Origin of the sequence: Streptomyces beijiangensis, from assembly GCF_017315755.1 — a bacterium.
GTDB lineage: Bacteria > Actinomycetota > Actinomycetes > Streptomycetales > Streptomycetaceae > Streptomyces > Streptomyces beijiangensis.
This window is the reverse complement of the sequence record NZ_JAFLRJ010000250.1, coordinates 302-18,317: the sequence shown is the minus strand read 5'-3', so window position 1 is coordinate 18,317 and position 18,016 is coordinate 302. Positions and strand designations below refer to the sequence as shown.

General features: G+C 68.4%; 18 protein-coding genes, 1 tRNA gene and 2 pseudogenes. 7 read left to right on the top strand and 14 right to left on the bottom strand.

All coding sequences use genetic code 11. The features are described 5' to 3' along the window. The 3 genes from J0695_RS24865 to J0695_RS24855 form a co-directional block, all read right to left on the bottom strand. Positions 1–639, bottom strand: a 639-nt coding sequence (locus J0695_RS24865) for a nucleotidyltransferase family protein (protein WP_206965369.1), incomplete at its 3' end; no start/stop codon positions are given. Positions 640–670: 31 nt separating this feature from the next. Beyond that, positions 671–1,087, bottom strand: coding sequence for a hypothetical protein (locus J0695_RS24860; protein ID WP_206965367.1), 417 nt, complete (start codon positions 1,085–1,087; stop codon positions 671–673). Positions 1,088–1,285: 198 nt separating this feature from the next. Beyond that, positions 1,286–2,422, bottom strand: coding sequence for an ABC transporter ATP-binding protein (locus J0695_RS24855; RefSeq protein ID WP_206965365.1), 1,137 nt, complete (start codon positions 2,420–2,422; stop codon positions 1,286–1,288). Positions 2,423–2,602: 180 nt separating this feature from the next. Between J0695_RS24855 and J0695_RS24850 the strand changes: the two genes are divergently transcribed. Beyond that, positions 2,603–2,676: transfer RNA gene (locus J0695_RS24850), tRNA-Thr, on the top strand. Between the two features lie 127 nt (positions 2,677–2,803). Here J0695_RS24850 and J0695_RS24845 read toward each other — a convergent pair. Together J0695_RS24845 and J0695_RS24840 are read right to left on the bottom strand one after the other, a co-directional pair. Next, positions 2,804–3,508: pseudogene (locus J0695_RS24845) on the bottom strand (site-specific integrase); the annotation flags it as partial. An 81-nt stretch (positions 3,509–3,589) separates the two neighbouring features. Continuing rightward, on the bottom strand, positions 3,590–4,768 hold the full coding sequence (locus J0695_RS24840; RefSeq protein ID WP_206965363.1) for a PP2C family protein-serine/threonine phosphatase: 1,179 nt from the start codon (positions 4,766–4,768) through the stop codon (positions 3,590–3,592). A gap of 200 nt (positions 4,769–4,968) precedes the next feature. Between J0695_RS24840 and J0695_RS24835 the strand changes: the two genes are divergently transcribed. After that, complete coding sequence (locus J0695_RS24835) at positions 4,969–5,367, top strand: STAS domain-containing protein (RefSeq protein WP_307798743.1); 399 nt, start codon at positions 4,969–4,971, stop codon at positions 5,365–5,367. Between the two features lie 110 nt (positions 5,368–5,477). On the opposite strand, the gene J0695_RS24830 is transcribed toward J0695_RS24835, so the two are convergent. Beyond that, complete coding sequence (locus tag J0695_RS24830) at positions 5,478–6,053, bottom strand: MarR family winged helix-turn-helix transcriptional regulator (protein WP_206965359.1); 576 nt, start codon at positions 6,051–6,053, stop codon at positions 5,478–5,480. 168 nt (positions 6,054–6,221) lie between these two features. Here J0695_RS24830 and J0695_RS24825 point away from each other — a divergent pair, with 168 nt between their 5' ends. Together J0695_RS24825 and J0695_RS24820 are read left to right on the top strand one after the other, a co-directional pair. Beyond that, positions 6,222–6,632: an ATP-binding protein gene (locus J0695_RS24825; RefSeq protein ID WP_307798742.1), complete on the top strand. Its 411-nt coding sequence runs from the start codon at positions 6,222–6,224 to the stop codon at positions 6,630–6,632. A gap of 545 nt (positions 6,633–7,177) precedes the next feature. Continuing rightward, entirely contained in the window at positions 7,178–8,101 is a 924-nt protein-coding gene (locus tag J0695_RS24820) for an RNA polymerase sigma factor SigF (RefSeq protein WP_206965371.1), read from the top strand. Positions 8,102–8,407: 306 nt separating this feature from the next. Here J0695_RS24820 and J0695_RS44125 read toward each other — a convergent pair whose 3' ends face one another. Continuing rightward, positions 8,408–8,641: a GAP family protein gene (locus tag J0695_RS44125; protein ID WP_307798741.1), complete on the bottom strand. Its 234-nt coding sequence runs from the start codon at positions 8,639–8,641 to the stop codon at positions 8,408–8,410. Positions 8,642–8,844: 203 nt separating this feature from the next. Here J0695_RS44125 and J0695_RS24810 point away from each other — a divergent pair, with 203 nt between their 5' ends. Then, positions 8,845–10,254 (top strand): DUF1254 domain-containing protein, encoded by a 1,410-nt coding sequence (locus J0695_RS24810; protein WP_206965349.1) that lies wholly within the window; start codon positions 8,845–8,847, stop codon positions 10,252–10,254. An 8-nt stretch (positions 10,255–10,262) separates the two neighbouring features. Here the strand turns inward: J0695_RS24810 and J0695_RS24805 are convergent. Next, positions 10,263–10,875: pseudogene (locus J0695_RS24805) on the bottom strand (transposase); the annotation flags it as partial. A 554-nt stretch (positions 10,876–11,429) separates the two neighbouring features. Then, entirely contained in the window at positions 11,430–11,837 is a 408-nt protein-coding gene (locus J0695_RS24800) for an STAS domain-containing protein (protein WP_206965347.1), read from the bottom strand. A gap of 187 nt (positions 11,838–12,024) precedes the next feature. On the opposite strand from J0695_RS24800, the gene J0695_RS24795 reads away from it, so the two are divergent. Beyond that, positions 12,025–12,399, top strand: coding sequence for an FhaA domain-containing protein (locus tag J0695_RS24795; RefSeq protein ID WP_206965345.1), 375 nt, complete (start codon positions 12,025–12,027; stop codon positions 12,397–12,399). A 202-nt stretch (positions 12,400–12,601) separates the two neighbouring features. Here the strand turns inward: J0695_RS24795 and J0695_RS24790 are convergent, their stop codons facing one another. From J0695_RS24790 to J0695_RS24770, 5 genes are all read right to left on the bottom strand, one after another. Beyond that, positions 12,602–12,994 (bottom strand): ATP-binding protein, encoded by a 393-nt coding sequence (locus J0695_RS24790; RefSeq protein ID WP_206965343.1) that lies wholly within the window; start codon positions 12,992–12,994, stop codon positions 12,602–12,604. 952 nt (positions 12,995–13,946) lie between these two features. Next, entirely contained in the window at positions 13,947–14,687 is a 741-nt protein-coding gene (locus J0695_RS24785; RefSeq protein WP_206965341.1) for a GNAT family N-acetyltransferase, read from the bottom strand. Between the two features lie 375 nt (positions 14,688–15,062). Further along, positions 15,063–15,644 (bottom strand): hypothetical protein, encoded by a 582-nt coding sequence (locus tag J0695_RS24780; protein WP_206965339.1) that lies wholly within the window; start codon positions 15,642–15,644, stop codon positions 15,063–15,065. 118 nt (positions 15,645–15,762) lie between these two features. Then, positions 15,763–16,164, bottom strand: coding sequence for a rodlin (locus J0695_RS24775; protein WP_206965337.1), 402 nt, complete (start codon positions 16,162–16,164; stop codon positions 15,763–15,765). A gap of 563 nt (positions 16,165–16,727) precedes the next feature. After that, positions 16,728–17,138: a rodlin gene (locus J0695_RS24770; protein WP_206965335.1), complete on the bottom strand. Its 411-nt coding sequence runs from the start codon at positions 17,136–17,138 to the stop codon at positions 16,728–16,730. 227 nt (positions 17,139–17,365) lie between these two features. On the opposite strand from J0695_RS24770, the gene J0695_RS24765 reads away from it, so the two are divergent. Next, positions 17,366–17,776: a rodlin gene (locus J0695_RS24765; RefSeq protein ID WP_206965333.1), complete on the top strand. Its 411-nt coding sequence runs from the start codon at positions 17,366–17,368 to the stop codon at positions 17,774–17,776. Positions 17,777–18,016 lie beyond the last annotated feature (240 nt).

The following is an 18,016-nucleotide window of genomic DNA, read 5'->3' as shown; positions in this document are numbered from 1 at the left end:
AAGGCGGCGCTCGCGCGCGAGGCGGGGGAAGGTGGACCGCTCGTGGTCCCCGCGGTCGGGGAGGAGGGCGGAGAAGCCCGGGGCGAAGACGTACACGCCCGCGTTGATCAGATACGGCGAGGGCGGCGACTCGATGAAGTCCAGTACATGCCCGAACTCGTCCGTCTCGACCGCGCCCCAGGGGATACGGGGCCGGGCGAGCGCCAGGGTCGCCGTCGCGTCGCGCTCGGCGTGGAAGGCGGCCATCTCGCGCAGGGAGAAGCGCGTCCAGATGTCGCCGTTGGTGGCGTACCAGGGACGGTCGGGGTGGGGGAGGTGCGCGGCGGCGTACTTGAGGCCGCCGCCGCGGCCGAGCGGTTCCGTCTCGACGACGGTCTTCACGCTCAGGGGCAGATCGGCGGAGTCCAGCCATTCCTGGAGGACCTCGGCGAGGTGGCCGCAGGAGACAACGGCGTCGGTGACGCCCTCGGCGGCCAGCCAGGCGAGCTGATGGCCGATGATCGGGGTCCCGGTGCCCGGGATCTCGACCATCGGCTTGGGACGGTCGTCGGTGTACGGCCGGAGCCGCGAGCCCTGGCCGCCTGCCAGGACCACGGCCTGCGTGGGCAGCGCGTGCGCATGAGGATCAGTGGTCGTCATGGGCGCACCCTATGCGCCGCGGATTTGCTCCTCAGCGCTGGTGTGCGACGCCGTACGCGAACGATGTGTCGCAGACGGGCCGCGCATAGGACTGGGCGCGTGTCGGGCCGTACCGCTGAACGGCCGCACGGCCGAGCGAGCGGGCGATGTCCATGCAGTGCGCGGCCAGCGAGGGCCGCCGCTCGACCTCACGCTGCAGGTGGGTGAGAGCTGCTGACGGGCTCGACTCCTGGAGCTCGGTGAGGAGCTTGTCGCGCAGGACGTCCTGCGGGGTGCGTGCCTTCGCGCGTACGGAGACGTTCTGCGAAGACGCGGTGAGGACCTGCGACGAGGAGGATGATGAGCCTGCCCACGGTACGAGGGTGACCGCGAGCGCCCCGGAGAGAACAAGGGCGACGGGCAGGACGAGTGCGAGAGTTCGGCCGATTCGGCGGGCTGTGGTGGTCACGCGAGTGAGCGTAGCGGCCAGTAATGATTTGGCGACATTTAGTCACCCTCCCGAGGGATGGTTCGACTACCTGATTCGAATCGGGTGTTGACGAACACGGCTCGAAATGACGGGTCTGCCGGGGTATTTGTCGACAACGCCCTGCGGCCCCGCGCAGAAGCGCGGGGCCGCAGGGACAGGATGGTGCGGGGCGTGGCGTCAGTCGCTGAGACGCTCGCCCGTCGAGGTCGCGAAGACGTGGAGCTCGCCCGCGCGCGGCACGACGTGCAGCGTGGTGCCCTTCTCGGGGACGCGGCGGCCGTTGACACGGACGACGAGGTCCTTGTGCTCGCCGTTGACCTCGGCGGAGCCGTAGACGTAACCGTCGGCGCCGAGCTCCTCGACGACGTTCACGGCGACGGCCAGGCCGGCCGGGGCGTCCGCGGTGTCCTTGGTGAGCGACTTCGCGGCCTCGCCGTTGTGCTCGACGATGTCGAAGTGCTCGGGGCGGATGCCGACGGTGACCGTACGGTCGCCCCGCTCGCCCGCGGCGTCGAGCGCCTCGCGGGAGACCGGCACCACGGAGTTGCCGAACTTCACGCCGCCGTCGGTGATCGGGACCTCGACCAGGTTCATGGCCGGGGAGCCGATGAAGCCGGCGACGAAGAGGTTCTTCGGGCGGTCGTACATGTTGCGCGGCGAGTCGATCTGCTGGAGCAGACCGTCCTTCAGTACGGCCACGCGGTCGCCCATGGTCATGGCCTCGACCTGGTCGTGGGTGACGTACACGGTGGTGATGCCGAGGCGGCGCTGGAGCGACGCGATCTGCGTACGGGTGGAGACACGGAGCTTGGCGTCGAGGTTCGACAGCGGCTCGTCCATGAGGAAGACCTGCGGCTCACGGACGATCGCACGGCCCATCGCGACACGCTGGCGCTGACCACCGGAGAGTGCCTTCGGCTTGCGGTCCAGGTAGTCGGTGAGGTCGAGGATCTTCGCGGCCTCTTCGACCTTGGCGCGGATCTCGGCCTTGTTGATGCCGGCGATCTTGAGCGCGAAGCCCATGTTGTCGGCGACCGACATGTGCGGGTACAGCGCGTAGTTCTGGAACACCATCGCGATGTCCCGGTCCTTGGGCGGCAGGTGCGTGACGTCGCGGTCGCCGATGCGGATCGAACCGCCGTTGACGTCCTCGAGACCGGCCAGCATGCGCAGGGAGGTCGACTTGCCACAGCCGGACGGACCGACGAGGACGAGGAACTCGCCGTCCTCCACCTCGATCTCGAGACCGTCGACGGCGGGCTTGGTGGAGCCCGGGTAGATCCGGGTCGCCTTGTCGAACGAAACAGTTGCCATGATCGTGTAGCTCCTTCACCGGCAGGAACGTGCCGGACGATCCGAGTAAGGGAGTGGTGTAGTCCACATGGGTGAACTGATGCGAGACGCTACCTGGCGTTTTCCGGTCTGTCAGTAGTCCAGGGCACACCAAAATGCCGGAACGTGACGCCGGTGGTGTTGGTTACACTGCTCCGGACTGCCTCCTTAGCTCAGCTGGCCAGAGCAACGCACTTGTAATGCGTAGGTCATCGGTTCGAATCCGATAGGGGGCTCCGAAAACCCCAGGTCACACAGCCCGTGACCTGGGGTTTTTCATGTCTGGGGCATGCCGAGCCGCATAACACGGGATACCGGGGAGGTGCCTGCGTGAGCGATGCGTGAGCGGACCGGCTCAGCGATCTACTCCTTGGGCCCCTTGCCCTTTTTGGCCGTGGCCTGTGTTTTTGCCTTGGCCTTCGCCTTCTTCGCGGCCTTGCGGGCGGCTTGCTCGGCCTCGGTCCTGCGCTGTAGGGGGACCAGCTTGGCGGTGGCCTCGGCCGCGCTCTTCCCGACGTGGGGGAGCACGCTCTGGTAGATGTCCCGCGTGATGCGGGTGTCGCTGTGCCCGAGGGTGTCGGAGACGATCTTGACGTCGATGCCGGTGGCGCGCATGAGCGTGGCAGCGCCGTGCCGGAGGTCGTGAAGACGGATCGGCGGGAGGCCGGAGGCGGCGACGAGGCGTTCGAAGAGGTCAGTGACCTTGCCGGGGTGGAGCCAGGAGCCGTCGGCCTGGGTGAAGACGAGGCCGGTGTCGACCCAGGCTGTGGACCACTCTGCGCGGTCCGCCTTCTGCGGTTTGCGGTGGTGTTCCAGGACCTCGACGGTGTCGTCGTCGAGCGCGACGACGCGGAAGCCGCTGTCGGTCTTGGGCTCGGAGGTCTCGACGTCCCACCCGCCCTGGACGAGTTGGGAGGAGACGGTGAAGGAGTGGGTGGCGAGGTTGGTCTCCGACCAGGGCTGTCCGCATGTCTCGCCCCGGCGCAGGCCGCGAAAGGCGATCAGGTGCCACATGGCGTACAGGCGGTCTGTGGCGACGAAGTCGAGGAACGCGCCGGTCTGCTCGGGTGCCTTCCGTGGACTCAGCTTCGCCTGAGACCGCCGGTGCTGGTGCGGTAGGTGCCGGCCAGGGGCAGCTGAGTGTGGTGCTCAGTGCGTGGTGGGGGTGTTGCGGCCGAACCAGTCGAGGCAGACGACCAGTTCGTCGTCGGTTGCGGTGTCGCCCCGGTGTTCGGTCAGTTCGCGCAGGACAGCGCGCGGGACTGCTGCGGCCGGCAGCAGGCTGGCCGCCTGGATGGCGCGGGCCAGTGCGCGTTCGCCGTACGCCTCGGCGTCCCGTCCGGCAGTGGCGTACACGCCGTCGCTCACGATGATCAGCCGGTCGCCGGGGAGCACCGCGAAGTCCTGGGGTACGTAAGGGGTGTCCTCGAACATGCCGAGCGGGAGCTGCGCCTCGAAGGGGATGCGTTCCACGGTTTTGTCGCGCTGGCGCCACAGTTGCGGTGAGCCGGCGTCGACCACCTGGGCCCTGCCGGTGGCGAGGTCGAAGGAGAGCAGCAGGGTCGAGACGTGCTGTTCGCCGTGGTGCTGGGCGTAGAGGGCCTGGTCGGCGAGGGCGGCCTGGTCGGCGATGTCGATGCCGGCCCGGCGTGCGTTGCGCAGGGCGTTGACCGCGAGGTTGGTCAGGAGGGATGCCTCGATGCCCTCGCCCATGCCGTTGGTGACGGACAGAGTGAGGGTGTCCGCGGTGGTGGCCCAGTCGAAATTGTCGCCGTAGATGGCATAGGCAGGCTCCAGTTGGGCGCCGATGGCGTACTCGTCGCGGGAGCAGGAGCGGCCGGGGAGGAGCTGCCACTGCATCTCGGCGGCGAGGGTGAGCCGGCTGGCCCGGCGGGCCTGGAGGTAGAGGTCGGTGTCGCGTTCGGCCACGACGATTTCGTGCCCCAGGAATGCGGCGAGATCGGTGAGCTCGTCGACGGCCTGGGGCGTGCATCTGTGCTTGGGGAGGCGGACGGTGAGGATGCCGAGTCTGTCTCCGCGCACGGTGACCGGCAGATGGAGGTCCACGGCGCCGTCCAGGGCCGCGTCCTGCCCGTACGGTTCCTGGCTGCCGAAGGCCCGGCCTTCCGGGCTGGCGTGCAGGGACAGGGGCTGGGCGGTGTGGGGCAGGGCGGTCACCGGCTGCAGGACCGTGAGGCCGTAGTCGGCCATGAGCAGGTCCACCGAAGCGGCCTCGTAGTGCGTGACCAGTGCGGCGCGGGCCGCATCGAGGAGGGCGTGCGGTGCCGCGCCGCGCACGGCGTGCTCCACGGCCAGGAAGCCGTTCATCGGCGGCCCGCTTTCGTCATCAGGGGGATATGTCGGACGCCGCAGCGTAGCGGGGCAGCCTGTCCCCCTCCGCAGCGAGTGCCCCAATCGTTAACCAATGCTAAGTGTTGCCGTATGGCAACTATCGGCCCTATGGTGGGGCAGTTCGCACGATGGGGAGAGTCTGTCGGCTTTCGCTTCCACCATCCGAAGGGCCAGTTGTGGATACCCGAAGCACCGTTCAGCACCTGCACCTGGTCACGCATCGCCTCCCGACCGCCGTGATCCTGGAACTGTCCGGGGAGGCAGACCTCGACTCGGTCGGGCCGCTGCGTCTGGCACTCCACGAGGCGGTCGGCCACGGCGACGGACCGGTCGTGGTGGACCTCTCGGCGGTCGGGTTCGCCGACACCGCGCTCGTCAATACGCTCCTGCACGCCCGACTGCGGCTCGGCGACCGGCTGCGCCTCGCCGCACCCTCATGGGCCGTCCTGCGACTGCTGCGGATCCTCCGCCTGGGTGGCACCTTCGCCGTCCACGCCGACCAGGTCGCCGCTGTCCGCGACGGTCCGGTGCGAGGCGGCGACCACGTCGCCGCCTCGGCCGCTTCGTCACGGTGACGCAGAAGCCGTCCTCCTGACGGGCGGGCCTGCAGGGGGAACTGCTTGAATCCACCGCCCTGGTCACAGCGACATTGGCGTGGAACGCGGACACGTATCCGGTGCAGAGCTCAGGCCGGGCGTGCGATCCGCAGCCGGGAGTCGTCGAGGATTCCGTCCAATGGCTCGCCCGGCTCGCCCGGCTCGCCCGGCTCGCCCGGCTCGCCCGGCTCGTCGTCCGCGAGGCTGTCCCCGTCCACGGCGGAAGCGGCAGCGTCCCGGAACGCGGTCAGTCCCGCGGCGAGCTGGCGGAGCGCTTCGGGGGGCATCGCTTCCAGTACGGGGCGCAGCTCGTCCGCCTCGCGCTCCTGGACCTCATCCAGCAGTGCCCGCCCGTGCCTGCTCAGATACAACTCGAGTTCCCGGCGGCTCGCGGTGCTCAGCCGCCGCTCGACCAGCCCGGCGGCCTCCAGCCGGTCGCACAGTCGGCTCGTCGCGGGCGCGCTGGATCCCAGAGCCTCGCTCAGAGCCCGTAGATTGCCGCCTTCCAGCCGCCCGATCGCGAGCAGCGCCCGCATCTGCGATGCCGAAACAGGTCCGGCCGGGGCGTTGCCGTGGGCCCTGCCCCGTAGAACTCCGAGCAGCCCTGTCACCTCGGTGGCGATGTCCGCCAGTTCCGGGGCGTGCGTCGTAGAGCTTGGGCGCATCGTCCTACTGTGCCACTTTCGAGGCGGCCTTGTCAGTACGCGGCCCAGGACACAGCACTCGGAACCCATGCCCCGCACGGGGCCCGTGTGGCGGAGTTAGACCCCCGCCGATGGGGGCAGAAGCACCGTTCACCAGACCAGGACTTCTCCTCGATAGGGGTTCAGCACATGGGTCAATCACAGGTCATGAGGGACCGGCGAGCCGACCACGCTCAGCGGACGACGTGCCCGGCCACGGCAGCCCAGGCACGCGACGACATGCGTGTGTTCTTCGCGGAGCTGTCGCCCGCCCCCACCCCCGAGTGCACGGACAACGCCGTTCTGGTGGTCTCCGAGCTGGTCACGAACGCGCTGCGGCACGCGGGAGGTCTCACCGCTCTGCGACTGGCCGCGGACCGCACCACGCTGGAGATCACCGTGCGGGACCCCAGCCACGCCGTGCCGCGCGAGCGCGCGCCGGACCGCAACGGGGCCGGGGGCGGATTCGGCTGGCCGCTGGTCCGCTTCCTCGCCCGTACGGTCGCCGTCACGCCCTCCCCCCGAGGCGGCAAAAGCGTACGCGCAGTCCTCACCCGTTAACCCGTTCCGTCACCGTCGCAGCGGGCCGGGGCGGCCAGACGGGGCGACACGGAGCGGGCACGGCGGCGAGAGCTTTGCTGACCGAGGGCTAGCTGGGAAGGAGCGGACCGCTGCCCGTCTGGGCGAGGAGGTCGCCGAGCCGGTGCCCCACACCGGCGTGCGACAGAGCGCCGTAGTGGGCACAGCGGCGCAAGCGCCAGCAGAGGGTGTGCAGGCTGTCGAGTCCCCGGGAGTCGCAATACGTCAGCGCGGTGATGTCCAGGACCAGGTAGCGGTGATTGCCGGCCGCCCGTGAACTCGACAGAGGCGAGTCACCGGCGGCCCGGATGACAGTGCGGCTGTCTCCCGTGGTGAGCCCGGTGACGGCCAGAAAGCCTGTGTGCGGTGTCGCACCTCCGTGGGGGGTTCCACTGGCCGAGTTCCCCCGTCTGGCCGTCCCATCCCGGGCGGAGGAATGTTTTCCGCTGCGAGGTGAATGAAGGTGCCGCCCAGGGGCAGATGCTGTCTCTGTGTACGGAACGGTGCGATCAGGGAGGGCGACCATGATGACGCTGCCGCAGGTGAAGAGCGCGGACCGCGCAGGAGCATCGACGCGGTCCTCCCTGGAGTCCCCTGCCCCTGCGGGAGACCTGCCCTGGATCGAAGACGCGGTAAAGATCGCGCCGAAAGACGCACGAGACCTGTCGAAGGTGTTCTTCGGCCAGCTCCAGTTCCTGGAAGAGGGCACCCACGAGTATCAGTACGCCCGCAACACGCTCATCGAGATGAACCTGTCGCTCGTACGGTTCGCCGCAGGCCGCTTCCGCAACCGGGGCAGCGGCGACCTGGAGGACATCGTCCAGGTCGGAACGATTGGGCTCATCAAGGCGATCGACCGCTTCGATCTGTCGCGCGAGGTCGAGTTCTCCACCTTCGCCGTCCCGTACATCGTGGGCGAGATCAAGCGGTTCTTCCGTGACACGACCTGGGCCGTCCACGTGCCCCGGCGCCTGCAGGAACTACGCGTGGACATGGCCAAGGCCAGGGAGCAGCTCGCCACGGAACTGGGTCGCAACCCGACGGTCAAGGAACTCGCCGAGCACCTCGGCATCAGCGAGGGCGAGGTCACCGAAGGCGTCGTCGCGGCCAACGGATACACGGCCGGCTCGCTGGACGTGCCTGTCGACTCCGCCGGCAGCGGCCAAGGCGGCTCCTCGGGACGCACCGTGGCCGACCTCATGGGCGAACCCGACCCTGGCATGAACCTGGTCGAGGACCTGCACACCCTCGCACCTCTCCTGGAAGAGCTCGACGAGCGGGAACGCCGCATCATCGAAATGCGCTTCGGCCAAGAGATGTCCCAGAGCCAGATCGGCAAGGAATTCGGCGTATCCCAGATGCAGATCTCCCGACTCCTCTCCCGCACCCTCACCAAGCTCCGCACCGGAATGTCGACCGAGGACAGCACCCCGGCCCGGGAGCGGCCGTGATCGCTCCTCGGCGGGCAACGGGCTGGCGTTGCGTCCCGCCAACTCCCGTGCCGCCACCGACATTCAGGACCGAGGCCCCGTAACAAGCCGTCCGGGCTCCAAGATCATCAGGTCGCCCCTTTGACGCGCATCTCGGCCGGCGACGGCCAGGGCCGCCGATAGCCCTGCGGCTCTGGTCGCGGTGAACTGGTCGATGGCCTTCATCCAGCCCGGCGTGGAGGTTTCCTGGCCCTGGCCCTGGCGGGGGCGTGAGGCGAACTGCTTGACCGCGAGCAGGGCGAACAGCAGGCCCAGGGCGAGTGTGAGTCAGCTGGTCCACGTTGCCGGGCCTCCGCTGCTGGTGGAGGCGTCGGTGCCAGAGCCGAGCAGGACCAGGACCGCGGTGGCCAGGCCCAGGGCCGCGGTCCAGCCGGCGGCGAAGGCCACACCGTTGGTTCGGCCGTTGGGAGTGGCGAGCATCAGGATGACGGCGATCAGCGGCAGCGGGCTGATGGCGATGCCGACAGCGGAGGGCAGCATCTGCCCGATGGCGTCACCCACGGTTCCCACCCGCTGTCCCCCGGGGAGCGCCGGGATGCCGACGTGTGGTGTCCCTACGCTGCCGCCTCACCTAACCCGATGACCTGTTTCACCACTTTGCCCTCTTCTCCGGGCGGGTGCGTGGGCGGGCGCTCGATCTGCGGACAGGTGACAGCTGACCTAGCGTGAGCAGGAAGATCGTCTCGGGTCCGGTGAGGAGCGCCATGAGCAAGCAACGGTGGGCCGACCTGGTGGACACCTCCAGCGAGGGCGGCTACCCCACCGCGGCAGCGGCTGCCGCGCTCCAGGCGGAGATGCAGTTCCAGCGCGGTGTGCAGCTCCACACCTGGGCGCTGCCGGCGGTGGCGCTTGCCGCGATGCGCCGCGCCTGCCAGACGCACTTCGGGACCGGCTGCACCACGCTGGTGTCCTGGCGTCGGATCGGCCCCGAGACTCTGGCGGTCACCTCGAACCCGGACGTCAGCTACGCCTTCGCCTGGCTGGACCTGAAGACCGACGGCCCTACCGTCATCGAGGCCGCCCCGAACCTTCAGGGCCTGATCGACGACGCCTGGCAGCGCCCGGTCACCGACATCGGCGCAGCCGGACCCGACGCCGGTGCGGGAGGCCGGTACCTGATCGTGCCGCCGGGATGGCACCAGCCCCTGCCCGAGGGCTACTTCATCTGCCATGCGCGCACCTATCGGGCGTTCGTGTTCCTGCGCGGCTTCTTCACCCCCGAGCATCCCGACGCGGGCCTGGCGCAGATCAACGCCACCCGCATCTACCCGCTGTCGGCCGCGGGCGCCCCACCGCCGATGAACCGGGTCGACGGCGCCGGAACCGCGGTGGACGCACTGCCGCCGAGCGACCACACCTACTTCACCTACCTGGCCGACATCCTGGACGAGGAGCCGGCCGACCGCGAGGACTTCACCATGCGCGGCCTGGCCGCCGGCCTGGGCATCATCCCGGGCCGGCCTTTCGCCCCGAGCCGGGAGCTGACCGAAATCCTGGACACCGCCGCAGCGGTCGGCGACAAGTACGGGGCCGTGGTCGTCTACAACCCCGACGAGCACCTGCGGGTGTGGCCGCAGCGGCACTGGACCAGCAACATGATCCCCAGCCCCTACGTCACCGCCGACCCGCAGTTCCTCACCCCCACCCACCAGGACGTCGACGGGCGCCTGACGTTCTTCTACGCCGCGTTCTCCACCTCGGACGCGATGTTCCTGGCCATGCCCGGCAAGGGAGCCCAGTACGCCGGAGCCTTCTACGACGCCGACGGGAACCGCCTGCAGGGCGAACACAGCTACACCCTGCACATCCCCGCCGACGTGCCCGCCGCCAACTACTGGTCCCTGGTCCTGTACGACGCCACGACCCGCTGCCTGCTCGACAACGGCCAGGACCTGCCCACCATCGCCTCCCACCAGAACCTGCACCTCAACGCCGACGGCTCCGCCGACCTGCACATCGGCCCCCGGCCACCCGCCACCGGCACACAGAACTGGATCAAGACGGTCCCCGGGCATGGCTGGTTCGCGGGCCTGCGCCTGTACGGACCCACCCAGGCGTTCTTCGACCGCGCCTGGACCCCCGGCGACCTCACCCGGACCTCCACCGAAGCCTGAGACCACGCAGCAGACTTCACCCGGCGCCAGCAGATGATCGCGCAGCCGAGAGTGAGGAACGCCTGGTGGACGTCGGCGCGGATCTCCCAGCGGACGCGCAGGCGACGGAACCACTGCAGGAGCGCGAAGGCGGCCTCCACGACCCAGCGGTTCCTGCCCAGACCACTGCCGTGTCCGGTCCCGCGGCGGGCGATGAGCGGGCGGATGCCCAGCTCACGGACCTGGCGTCGACGATGACGTGGTGCTTGCTGCCGGTCCTGCCCGATCCACCGGCGAGGGGCCGGTGGCGTCCCCGCCCTTCAAAGCGCGCAGGTGGGAGCCGTCGGCCGACGCGCGGGACAGGTCCAGGACGTCGCGGGTGCGCAGCTCGGTGAGCAGGAGCTCGTGCAGCTGCTGCCACACGCCTGCCTCATTCCAGTTCCGTAGCCGCCGCCAGCAGGCCATCCCCGAGCCGAAGCCCAGCTCCTGCGGCAGGAACTCCCACCGGATCCCCGTGTACAGCACGAACAGGATCCCGCACATGACTTTCCGCTGGTCGAGCCGCTTACGGCCGGGGGACCGGAAGCGCCGCTCCACCACCGGCAGCAGCGGCTCGATCCGCTCCCACAGCCAGTCCTCGATCTCCCATGGCTTGCGTCTGACCGTCCCAGTTGCCGCCTCGCACCCCCAACTCGCATCCCCAGCCTCAACACGTTAGGAGTTCTTAGAGCCGCAGTCGGCAGGTACTGCCTCCGTGCCGGGTGGCGTTGGCGACCAGCTCGGACACGATCAGGACCGCATCGTCGGCCCGCTCGTCGCCCACTCTCGCTATCCGCCGTCGGGGGCGGGCGAGAAACGCCGAGGTCAGTTTTCGCGCGTGCCGGGCCGAAGCCGGATCTTGGGGCAGCAGGTACTCGGAGCATCGCTTGCGCGGCCGGTCCTGCCTGCTGGTCTTGCCCCGTCACCATGCCACGCAACCCTGCACCCCGCAGCAAGCAAGCAAGCAAGCAAGCAAGCAAGCAAGCAAGCAGACAGGCAGGAAAGGATGCGGGAGGTGACCTGGGCGGCGAGAAACCCTCGCCACCGCGACCGCCAACCTGCACCGCAAGAGCCCGAGTTGAAGGAGAAGCCCGGTCGGCATCGCCTCCTGGCCTCACCGCGGCTTGCGGCATTCGAGGCCCTGCCAGCGGCGTTGATCAAGCCCGAACGGCTTCGGGTGCGGGCGGCCAGGTCGGGCGATGCGCAGGGGGCAAGTCCCGGAGGGCTTGGCTGACCGTTGGATGGACAGGCAGCAGGGTGTTGCTGCCAGTCAGCGCCAGGAGCTCGGTCAGCCGACGGCCCGCGCCGGCCAGGAGGAGCTTGCCGTCCCTGCGGTCGAGGAGCCACTGCATGGCGAGCAGGCAGGTCAGTCCCCGGGAGTCGCAGAAGGTAAGGGCGGTGACATCGAGTACCAGGTGGCGGTGGCCCGCGTCGACGCAGCCGCCGACGGTGCTCATGAACACGTGTTCACAGCTCCGGTCAAGCTCGCCACTGACGCGAAGGACCGCGCACACGTCGCTGCTCGCGACATCGGTGATGGTCAGACGGTGGATCCGCGTGGACATTGCACCTCCATCCTGCCAGCGCGCGGGCGACCACATCGCAGCAAGCCCGCGCACGCCGACGTATGGTCCGAACCGAGCGAGGCAGGCCGCGCCGATCCTCGCATCGGGTGATGTGCGCTCTCGATGCCGAGTTCACGGCACCCTTATGGGGGAGCGTGCCCCGCATTTCTGCGGGCAGCGGAACAAAATGAGATACCTCACCGCCCTGGAGTGCGCCATGGAGCGGTACTCCGACGCCCTATGGGCTCTGCTGGTCCCGCCCACCCGCAATCGAGCAGAGGTAGTGGGGATACTCCGCCGCGAGTGCGACAACCGCGCCCTGATCCTGGACCGGCAACGCACGCTGGTACCCAACACCTTCGTCATCGAACTCCCCGCCGACGCACACCGCCAACTTGCCGCCAGCAGCGCCCAGGTGACACAACACCTCGCCGCACAGGTGCGCCGGCATGCCGCCGAGCAGGGTTACACCTTCGCCGGTCCCATCGCTGTCCACCTCGCTCCTGTGCACAGCGCAGACATCGACCGCTTCCGGATCGGCAGCCGGATCACGCCCGCATAACGCCGCCGCGAGCCGGACGGCACCCCGCACGCCGAGGCTGAGCGTCACGCGGTGGCGGGTGCGGGTGCGGGTGCGGGTGGAGCGCCGACACCAGCGAGGGAACGGCCGGTCCCGAGAGAGCTGCCCACTGGCCCGTTCCGACTGGCGGTCGGGAAGGCTCTGCTCCCTCCCCCGTCACGCCGGCCGGCACCGGGGTCTGGCACTACCGGGCGAGATGGGCGCTTACGGTCTTGCCGCCAGCCGCCCGGCGGGTCACTGCGGTGGCGCGGGCGAGGCGGTTGACCATGGGCCAGCCGAAGCCTCCGGTGCCGTCGTTCAGGTCGGGGGTACGCATGTGCGGAACCTGCGGGCTGGGGTCGTACACGGCCACCTCGATGCTGTCCGGCTGCGCGGTCAGCTCCAGGGTGCAGGTGCCGCCGCCGTGGAGCAGGGCGTTGGTGACGAGCTCGGAGACCACGAGGACCACGGTGTCGGCAGACTCGGCTGCGATCGCCGGCCGCTCCAGCCCTTTGAGGAATTCCCGGGTGCTGCGGCGTGCGTCGGCGACGGATGTTGCGGAGCGGATGTGTGCGACGTCCTTGTTCATCGTGCCCATCGGGGTCACCTACTTTTCTGGATCGTCGATGCCGGGTCCTGTTTGTCCGGCGCTTGTGCCCCGGTCTACGGCCCCTAACCCGGCAGCGACGGCCTTTCACCCGCCGCACATCGCTGTTCGAGGTCGATTACCTCACTGTCGAAAACGCTGAAATCTATGTCGGCCAAGGTAGACATTGGGTGGTGGTGTGGTTATGGTTTCTCTCGTAACCCAGGGAGACAGCAGGGCCTGGCAGAGACGAACTGCCGGGCAGTGGTATCCGCAGTTGCAGTACGCAGGACGGTGCGGTGGTGGAGTTTCGAAGCCAGGGTTGTCGCAGGACGGCGACGGGACTGACGACCGGACCGGGTGGCCCGCAGTGATCAGGGGCCGCCGCGAGCAGGACCGCAGTAACCGCAAGTGCAGTACCCAGCAGTGAAGTTGAGGAGAGCATCACCTCGGTGAAGGCGTCGGCTGCGGGCGCGCGCATCGGGAGGTTCGGCAGTGGGGTTCCAAGCCGGAGCAGATGCAGGACGGGCGACGGGGCTGGCTGCCGGAGAGTGGCGCTTCCGCAGGCCACACAGCAGTACGCATCACCAGCAGTAGGTAAGTGATTGATCCCAGAGGGAAGAAACGGAGGAGCCGAGCGCCATCAGGATCGCCCGGGCGGGACTCTTGAGCCCGGGTACCGCAGGACATCGATAGTGAGGTGGTCTCCGGTCAAGCAACCGCGATCCCCGCATCCCCGACAACTTCCAGGTCGGGTCGGCGGAAACAGAAGGCCGGCGCAGTATCAGGGCCGGCGGATGGTGTAGCAGTTCCTTCGGGGCCCGAGTGCCATATGGGACTCGGGCCCCTCCACGCGTTCCGCAGAGGGTGAGAGCGGTGACCGCGCCGACAAGGGTCAGCGTCCGGGCTGCGGGCGGCCCGGGGCGGGCGTCGGCTCTCCCTCGTGCAGCAGCCGGCCTGTGTATCAGGAATTGCGCTGCCGCTGTCCGGCGGCCTCGGCTGTGCGCAGGTCGGCCAGCGAGCGGCGCTGGATGCCCTGGTCGTCAAAGTTCTCTGGGGCGAGCCATGCCTGGAAGGCCCGCTCGATCGCCGGCCATTCGGTGTCGATGACGGAGTACCAGGCGGTGTCGCGGTTGCGGCCCTTGTAGACGACCGCCTGCCGGAAGATCCCTTCGAAGGTGAAGCCGAGGCGCTCGGCCGTTTTACGTGAAGGAGCGTTGAGGCTGTCGCACTTCCACTCGTAGCGCCGGTAGCCGAGGTCCTCGAAGACGTACCGCATGGCCAGGAACTGCGCTTCGGTCGAGATCGGCTTGCGCTTCATGACCGGCGAGAACATCACGTTGCCGACCTCGACGACGCCGTGGGCCGGATCCTGGCGCATCAGCGAGAGAGTCCCCACTGCCATGCCGTCGCCGACGCTGATCACCGCGTAGTGCCTCGGGTCGGTGCTCGCTGCTGCCTCTTCGGCGTAGCGGCGATAGTCCTGCGGGTCCTCGAACGGTCCGGCGAACATGTACGTCCAGTCCCGCTGGTCCGCCCCGCTGCGGTTGGCCGCATACAGCTCGTCGGCATGCCGGTCCGCGTTCAGCGGCTCCAGGCGGCAGAAGTCGCCTTTGAGCGTGACCTCGGCGGGCAGCGGTCGCGGCGACCAGTCGGGGACGGGCTCGCCGACGGGCTGGGCGTACTCGTTGCGGCGCATGGACATGGAGGCTCCTCGGTCGGCATGTGCCGTCAGCCGGATACACACATCAGTGGGGCCACGCCTTTGTCCTGAAGATACGAAGCCGTGCACTCATGACTACCGAGGACGCTCTCGCGCCGCAACTGGACGCAAACCACGGCGTCACCGTCGTCGTAGTGCTGAGTGGGGACCTCAATGACACGTGACGTCCGACGGTCAAAACCCTAGTGAAGGTGCCTGCTGGCTGACGCGACAGATCAGGCACCAGGGCTCAAGTCTCTGACCAGGCAAGTCCGGACAGTCGAGCACCGTCCGGACTCACCCGGCAGAAGATCGCCGGGACTTGTAATGCGTAGGTCATCGGTTCGAATCCGATAGGGGGCTCAGCGAAAAGCCAGGTCAGAGCTGCTCTGACCTGGCTTTTTCCGTTGCTCCGGAGTGAGATACCGAGACAAAAAGGGTGCGGAGGGCGTCCAGGGGGTCGGCCAGATAGGCCAGCCGTTGGGCCTCGATCTTGGCGCCGTGCCGGTCCAGCTCCGTGGAGAGCTCCTGGACGGCGGTACGCAGCACGGACGTGACGCCGAGCATGTTCATGGGGGAGTGCGCGGGGACCAGGGTGAACGGGGCGGGCGTCCGCAGATAGGCATGGGCCAGGCGCCGGACGCCCACGTCGATCGATCCTGCCGCGGACGCCAGCGGGGAAGCCCGGCCGCCGGCGGGCAGTGACGGTTCTTCTATGGCGGAGAGCGCCATCACGGCCGCTCCGAGATGCCCCTCGGTCTCTTCGAGCACCAGGCACATCCGCCGGACGACGGCGGTCTGGCCCTTCGCCCGGGTGGCGGCCGACTGCCTCCGCATCTTCGCGTGCTCGACAGTCAACAGCCGGCAGGCGGTCAGGAGCGCGCTGCCGGTGGACTGGACGCGGGACTGGACCCGGGACTGGACCCGGGCTTCTCCGGGGGAGGACTGCTGGTCTGGCATCAGTGCCTCATCACACGGCCGGCATGCCAACGGGCGGACCAGGCCTCTCTCACAGCGCGGAGCGCTGCGGCTGGTCGAGAGAGGCCGGGGGCCGCCGTCGGCCGGACAGCTCAGGCGATCAGTGGTTGTCGACGCCGTTGGCCGAGAGGACCGGGATGTCGTTCAGGATGTGCGAGAGCGGCTCGTCGCCCTTGGCCTGGGTGGAGTTCTCGACACACTGCTGGTTCTGCGGGGACGACAGGACGGGGATGTCCTGGACCGACACCGGCACGACGCCCACGAGCGAACCGAGGTTGGCCTTGGCCGGCAGACCGATGCAGGGCTTGTTGAAGGAGCCCTGGATCAGCGCGAACTGGGGGCTCATGTTCCCGTGCGTCTCGGAGTTGCCGTACGACTGCATGGCTCCGTTGCCGCTCAGGGACGTGGTGCCGCCATCGTCGGCCATCGCCTGGGGAGCGACCATTGCCGTAGCGCCGAGGATCGTGGCGGCCATGGCAGAGGTAGCCAACAGCTTCTTCATTAGATTCCCTTTCGATTTGAGACCCCGTATTCCGGAGCCGCACTGACCAACTCCCTCAGGCGGGAGAAAGTTTCGTCATTCCATCCGGACGGGTTGCGCGGCAGGCTTGCCCGGCGTCGATTCCGGAGGGCATTCCCATCAGGGCCCGGGGCCGTCACGGGGTCCTTGAGGGGCGTCGCCATGCAGACGGGCAAGCTGTGCAGGCTGTTGACGCCGTCCGTGAACCGCCGGAAGCGCTCGGAACCACCTTCGGCATACGCCCCGTTGATCTACGAGGGGCGCTCCGGGACATTTTCTCCGGAGCGCACATTCTCGTGTGCCGGAATCCGGGCACAGGAATCACGCGGGCAGGCGTCAGTACGCCGAAGAGAACCTTCTGTGCATAACGCATTGCCGCGCCGCACCGCCCAATTCGCGTGGAACAGAACGTGAGCACCATAGGCGGGGGCAATGGCTCATGGACGGAGAATCCCGTCCGGGCGCGCGTGGCGATGGGCCGTTCGCGCGGGAGCGAGCAGGTGGGTGGGCGGCTGGAGGGCACCACCCACCTGCGGGTGTGCTGATCAGCCGTTGTTGGCGCCGTTCCCGGACAGGACCGGGATGTCGTCGATGATGTGCGAGAGCGGCTCGTCGCCCTTGGCCTGGGTGGAGTTCTCGACACACTGCTGGTTCTGCGGAGCCGACAGGACGGGGATGTCCTGGACCGACACGGGGACGACGCCCACGAGCGAACCGGCGTTGGCCTTGGCCGGCAGACCGATGCAGGGCTTGTTGAGCGAGCCCTGGACCAGGCCGAGCTGCGGGCTCATGGCGCCCTGGGTCGAGGAGTTGCCGAACTCCTGGACCGCGTGGTTGCCACTGGCCGACGTGGTGCCACCGTCGTCACTCAGAGCCATCGCCTGCGGCGCGGCGGCCATGGCCAGGCCGAGAACCGAGATGGACGTGGCGGCGACACTCATCGTCTTCTTCATCATGATTTTTCTTCCCTTTGATCGAGCTGTTCCCAGGAGCTCGCTGAACAACGGAGCGGTGACCAGGAGGTTTCGCTCCATCACCTCAATGGCCCAGTGCGGGGCGTCCGCGGATTTGACCCGTACGAGTGGACCCGGTCCCCGAACGAGGGGATGACCACATCGCCCTACGCACAGTGACGTTTAACAGGGCGCACTGATCGCGTGATTGGTGGGAAAGGGAATGAACTGTGATCAAGAAGGTCATGGCGACCGCTGCGGTCTCCGTCTCGATGATCGGTGCCACTGTCGCTGCCGCGCCGCAGGCGCTGGCGCTGAGTGACGACGGTGGCACTACGTCGGCCAGCGGCAACGGTGCGGTCCAGGAGTTCGGCAATTCTTCCTCCGCGGGCGACCTGAGCCCGCAGCTGGGCCTCGTCCAGGGCTCGCTCAACAAGCCCTGCGTGGGTCTGCCGGCGAAGCTCAACGCGGGTTCGCTCGTGGGCGTCGTCCCGGTCGCGGTCCAGGACATCCCCGTCCTGTCCGCCCCGCAGAACCAGCAGTGCGTCGAGAACTCCACCCAGGCCAAGGGTGACGAGCCGCTCTCGCACATCGTGGACGACATCCCGGTCCTGTCCGGGAACGGCGTGCACAACGGCTGATGCAGTACGGGCCGGCGGAGTTCGCGTGAGCGGCTCCGCCGGCTTTTTTGTCTCGTGCGTTCGAGTGAACAGGCCGGATTTTGCCGGTCTGTACGTATCTATGTGGCGTTTATGTCGTTGTCGTAGCGCAGTGGTGAGTCGGCCGCGAAATCCGCGATCCAGCTCTCCTGCAGATCGGATTGCGTGCAATGAAGTACACGAAGGCTGCCGTCGCCGTTGCCGGACTCGTCATGGCTCTGG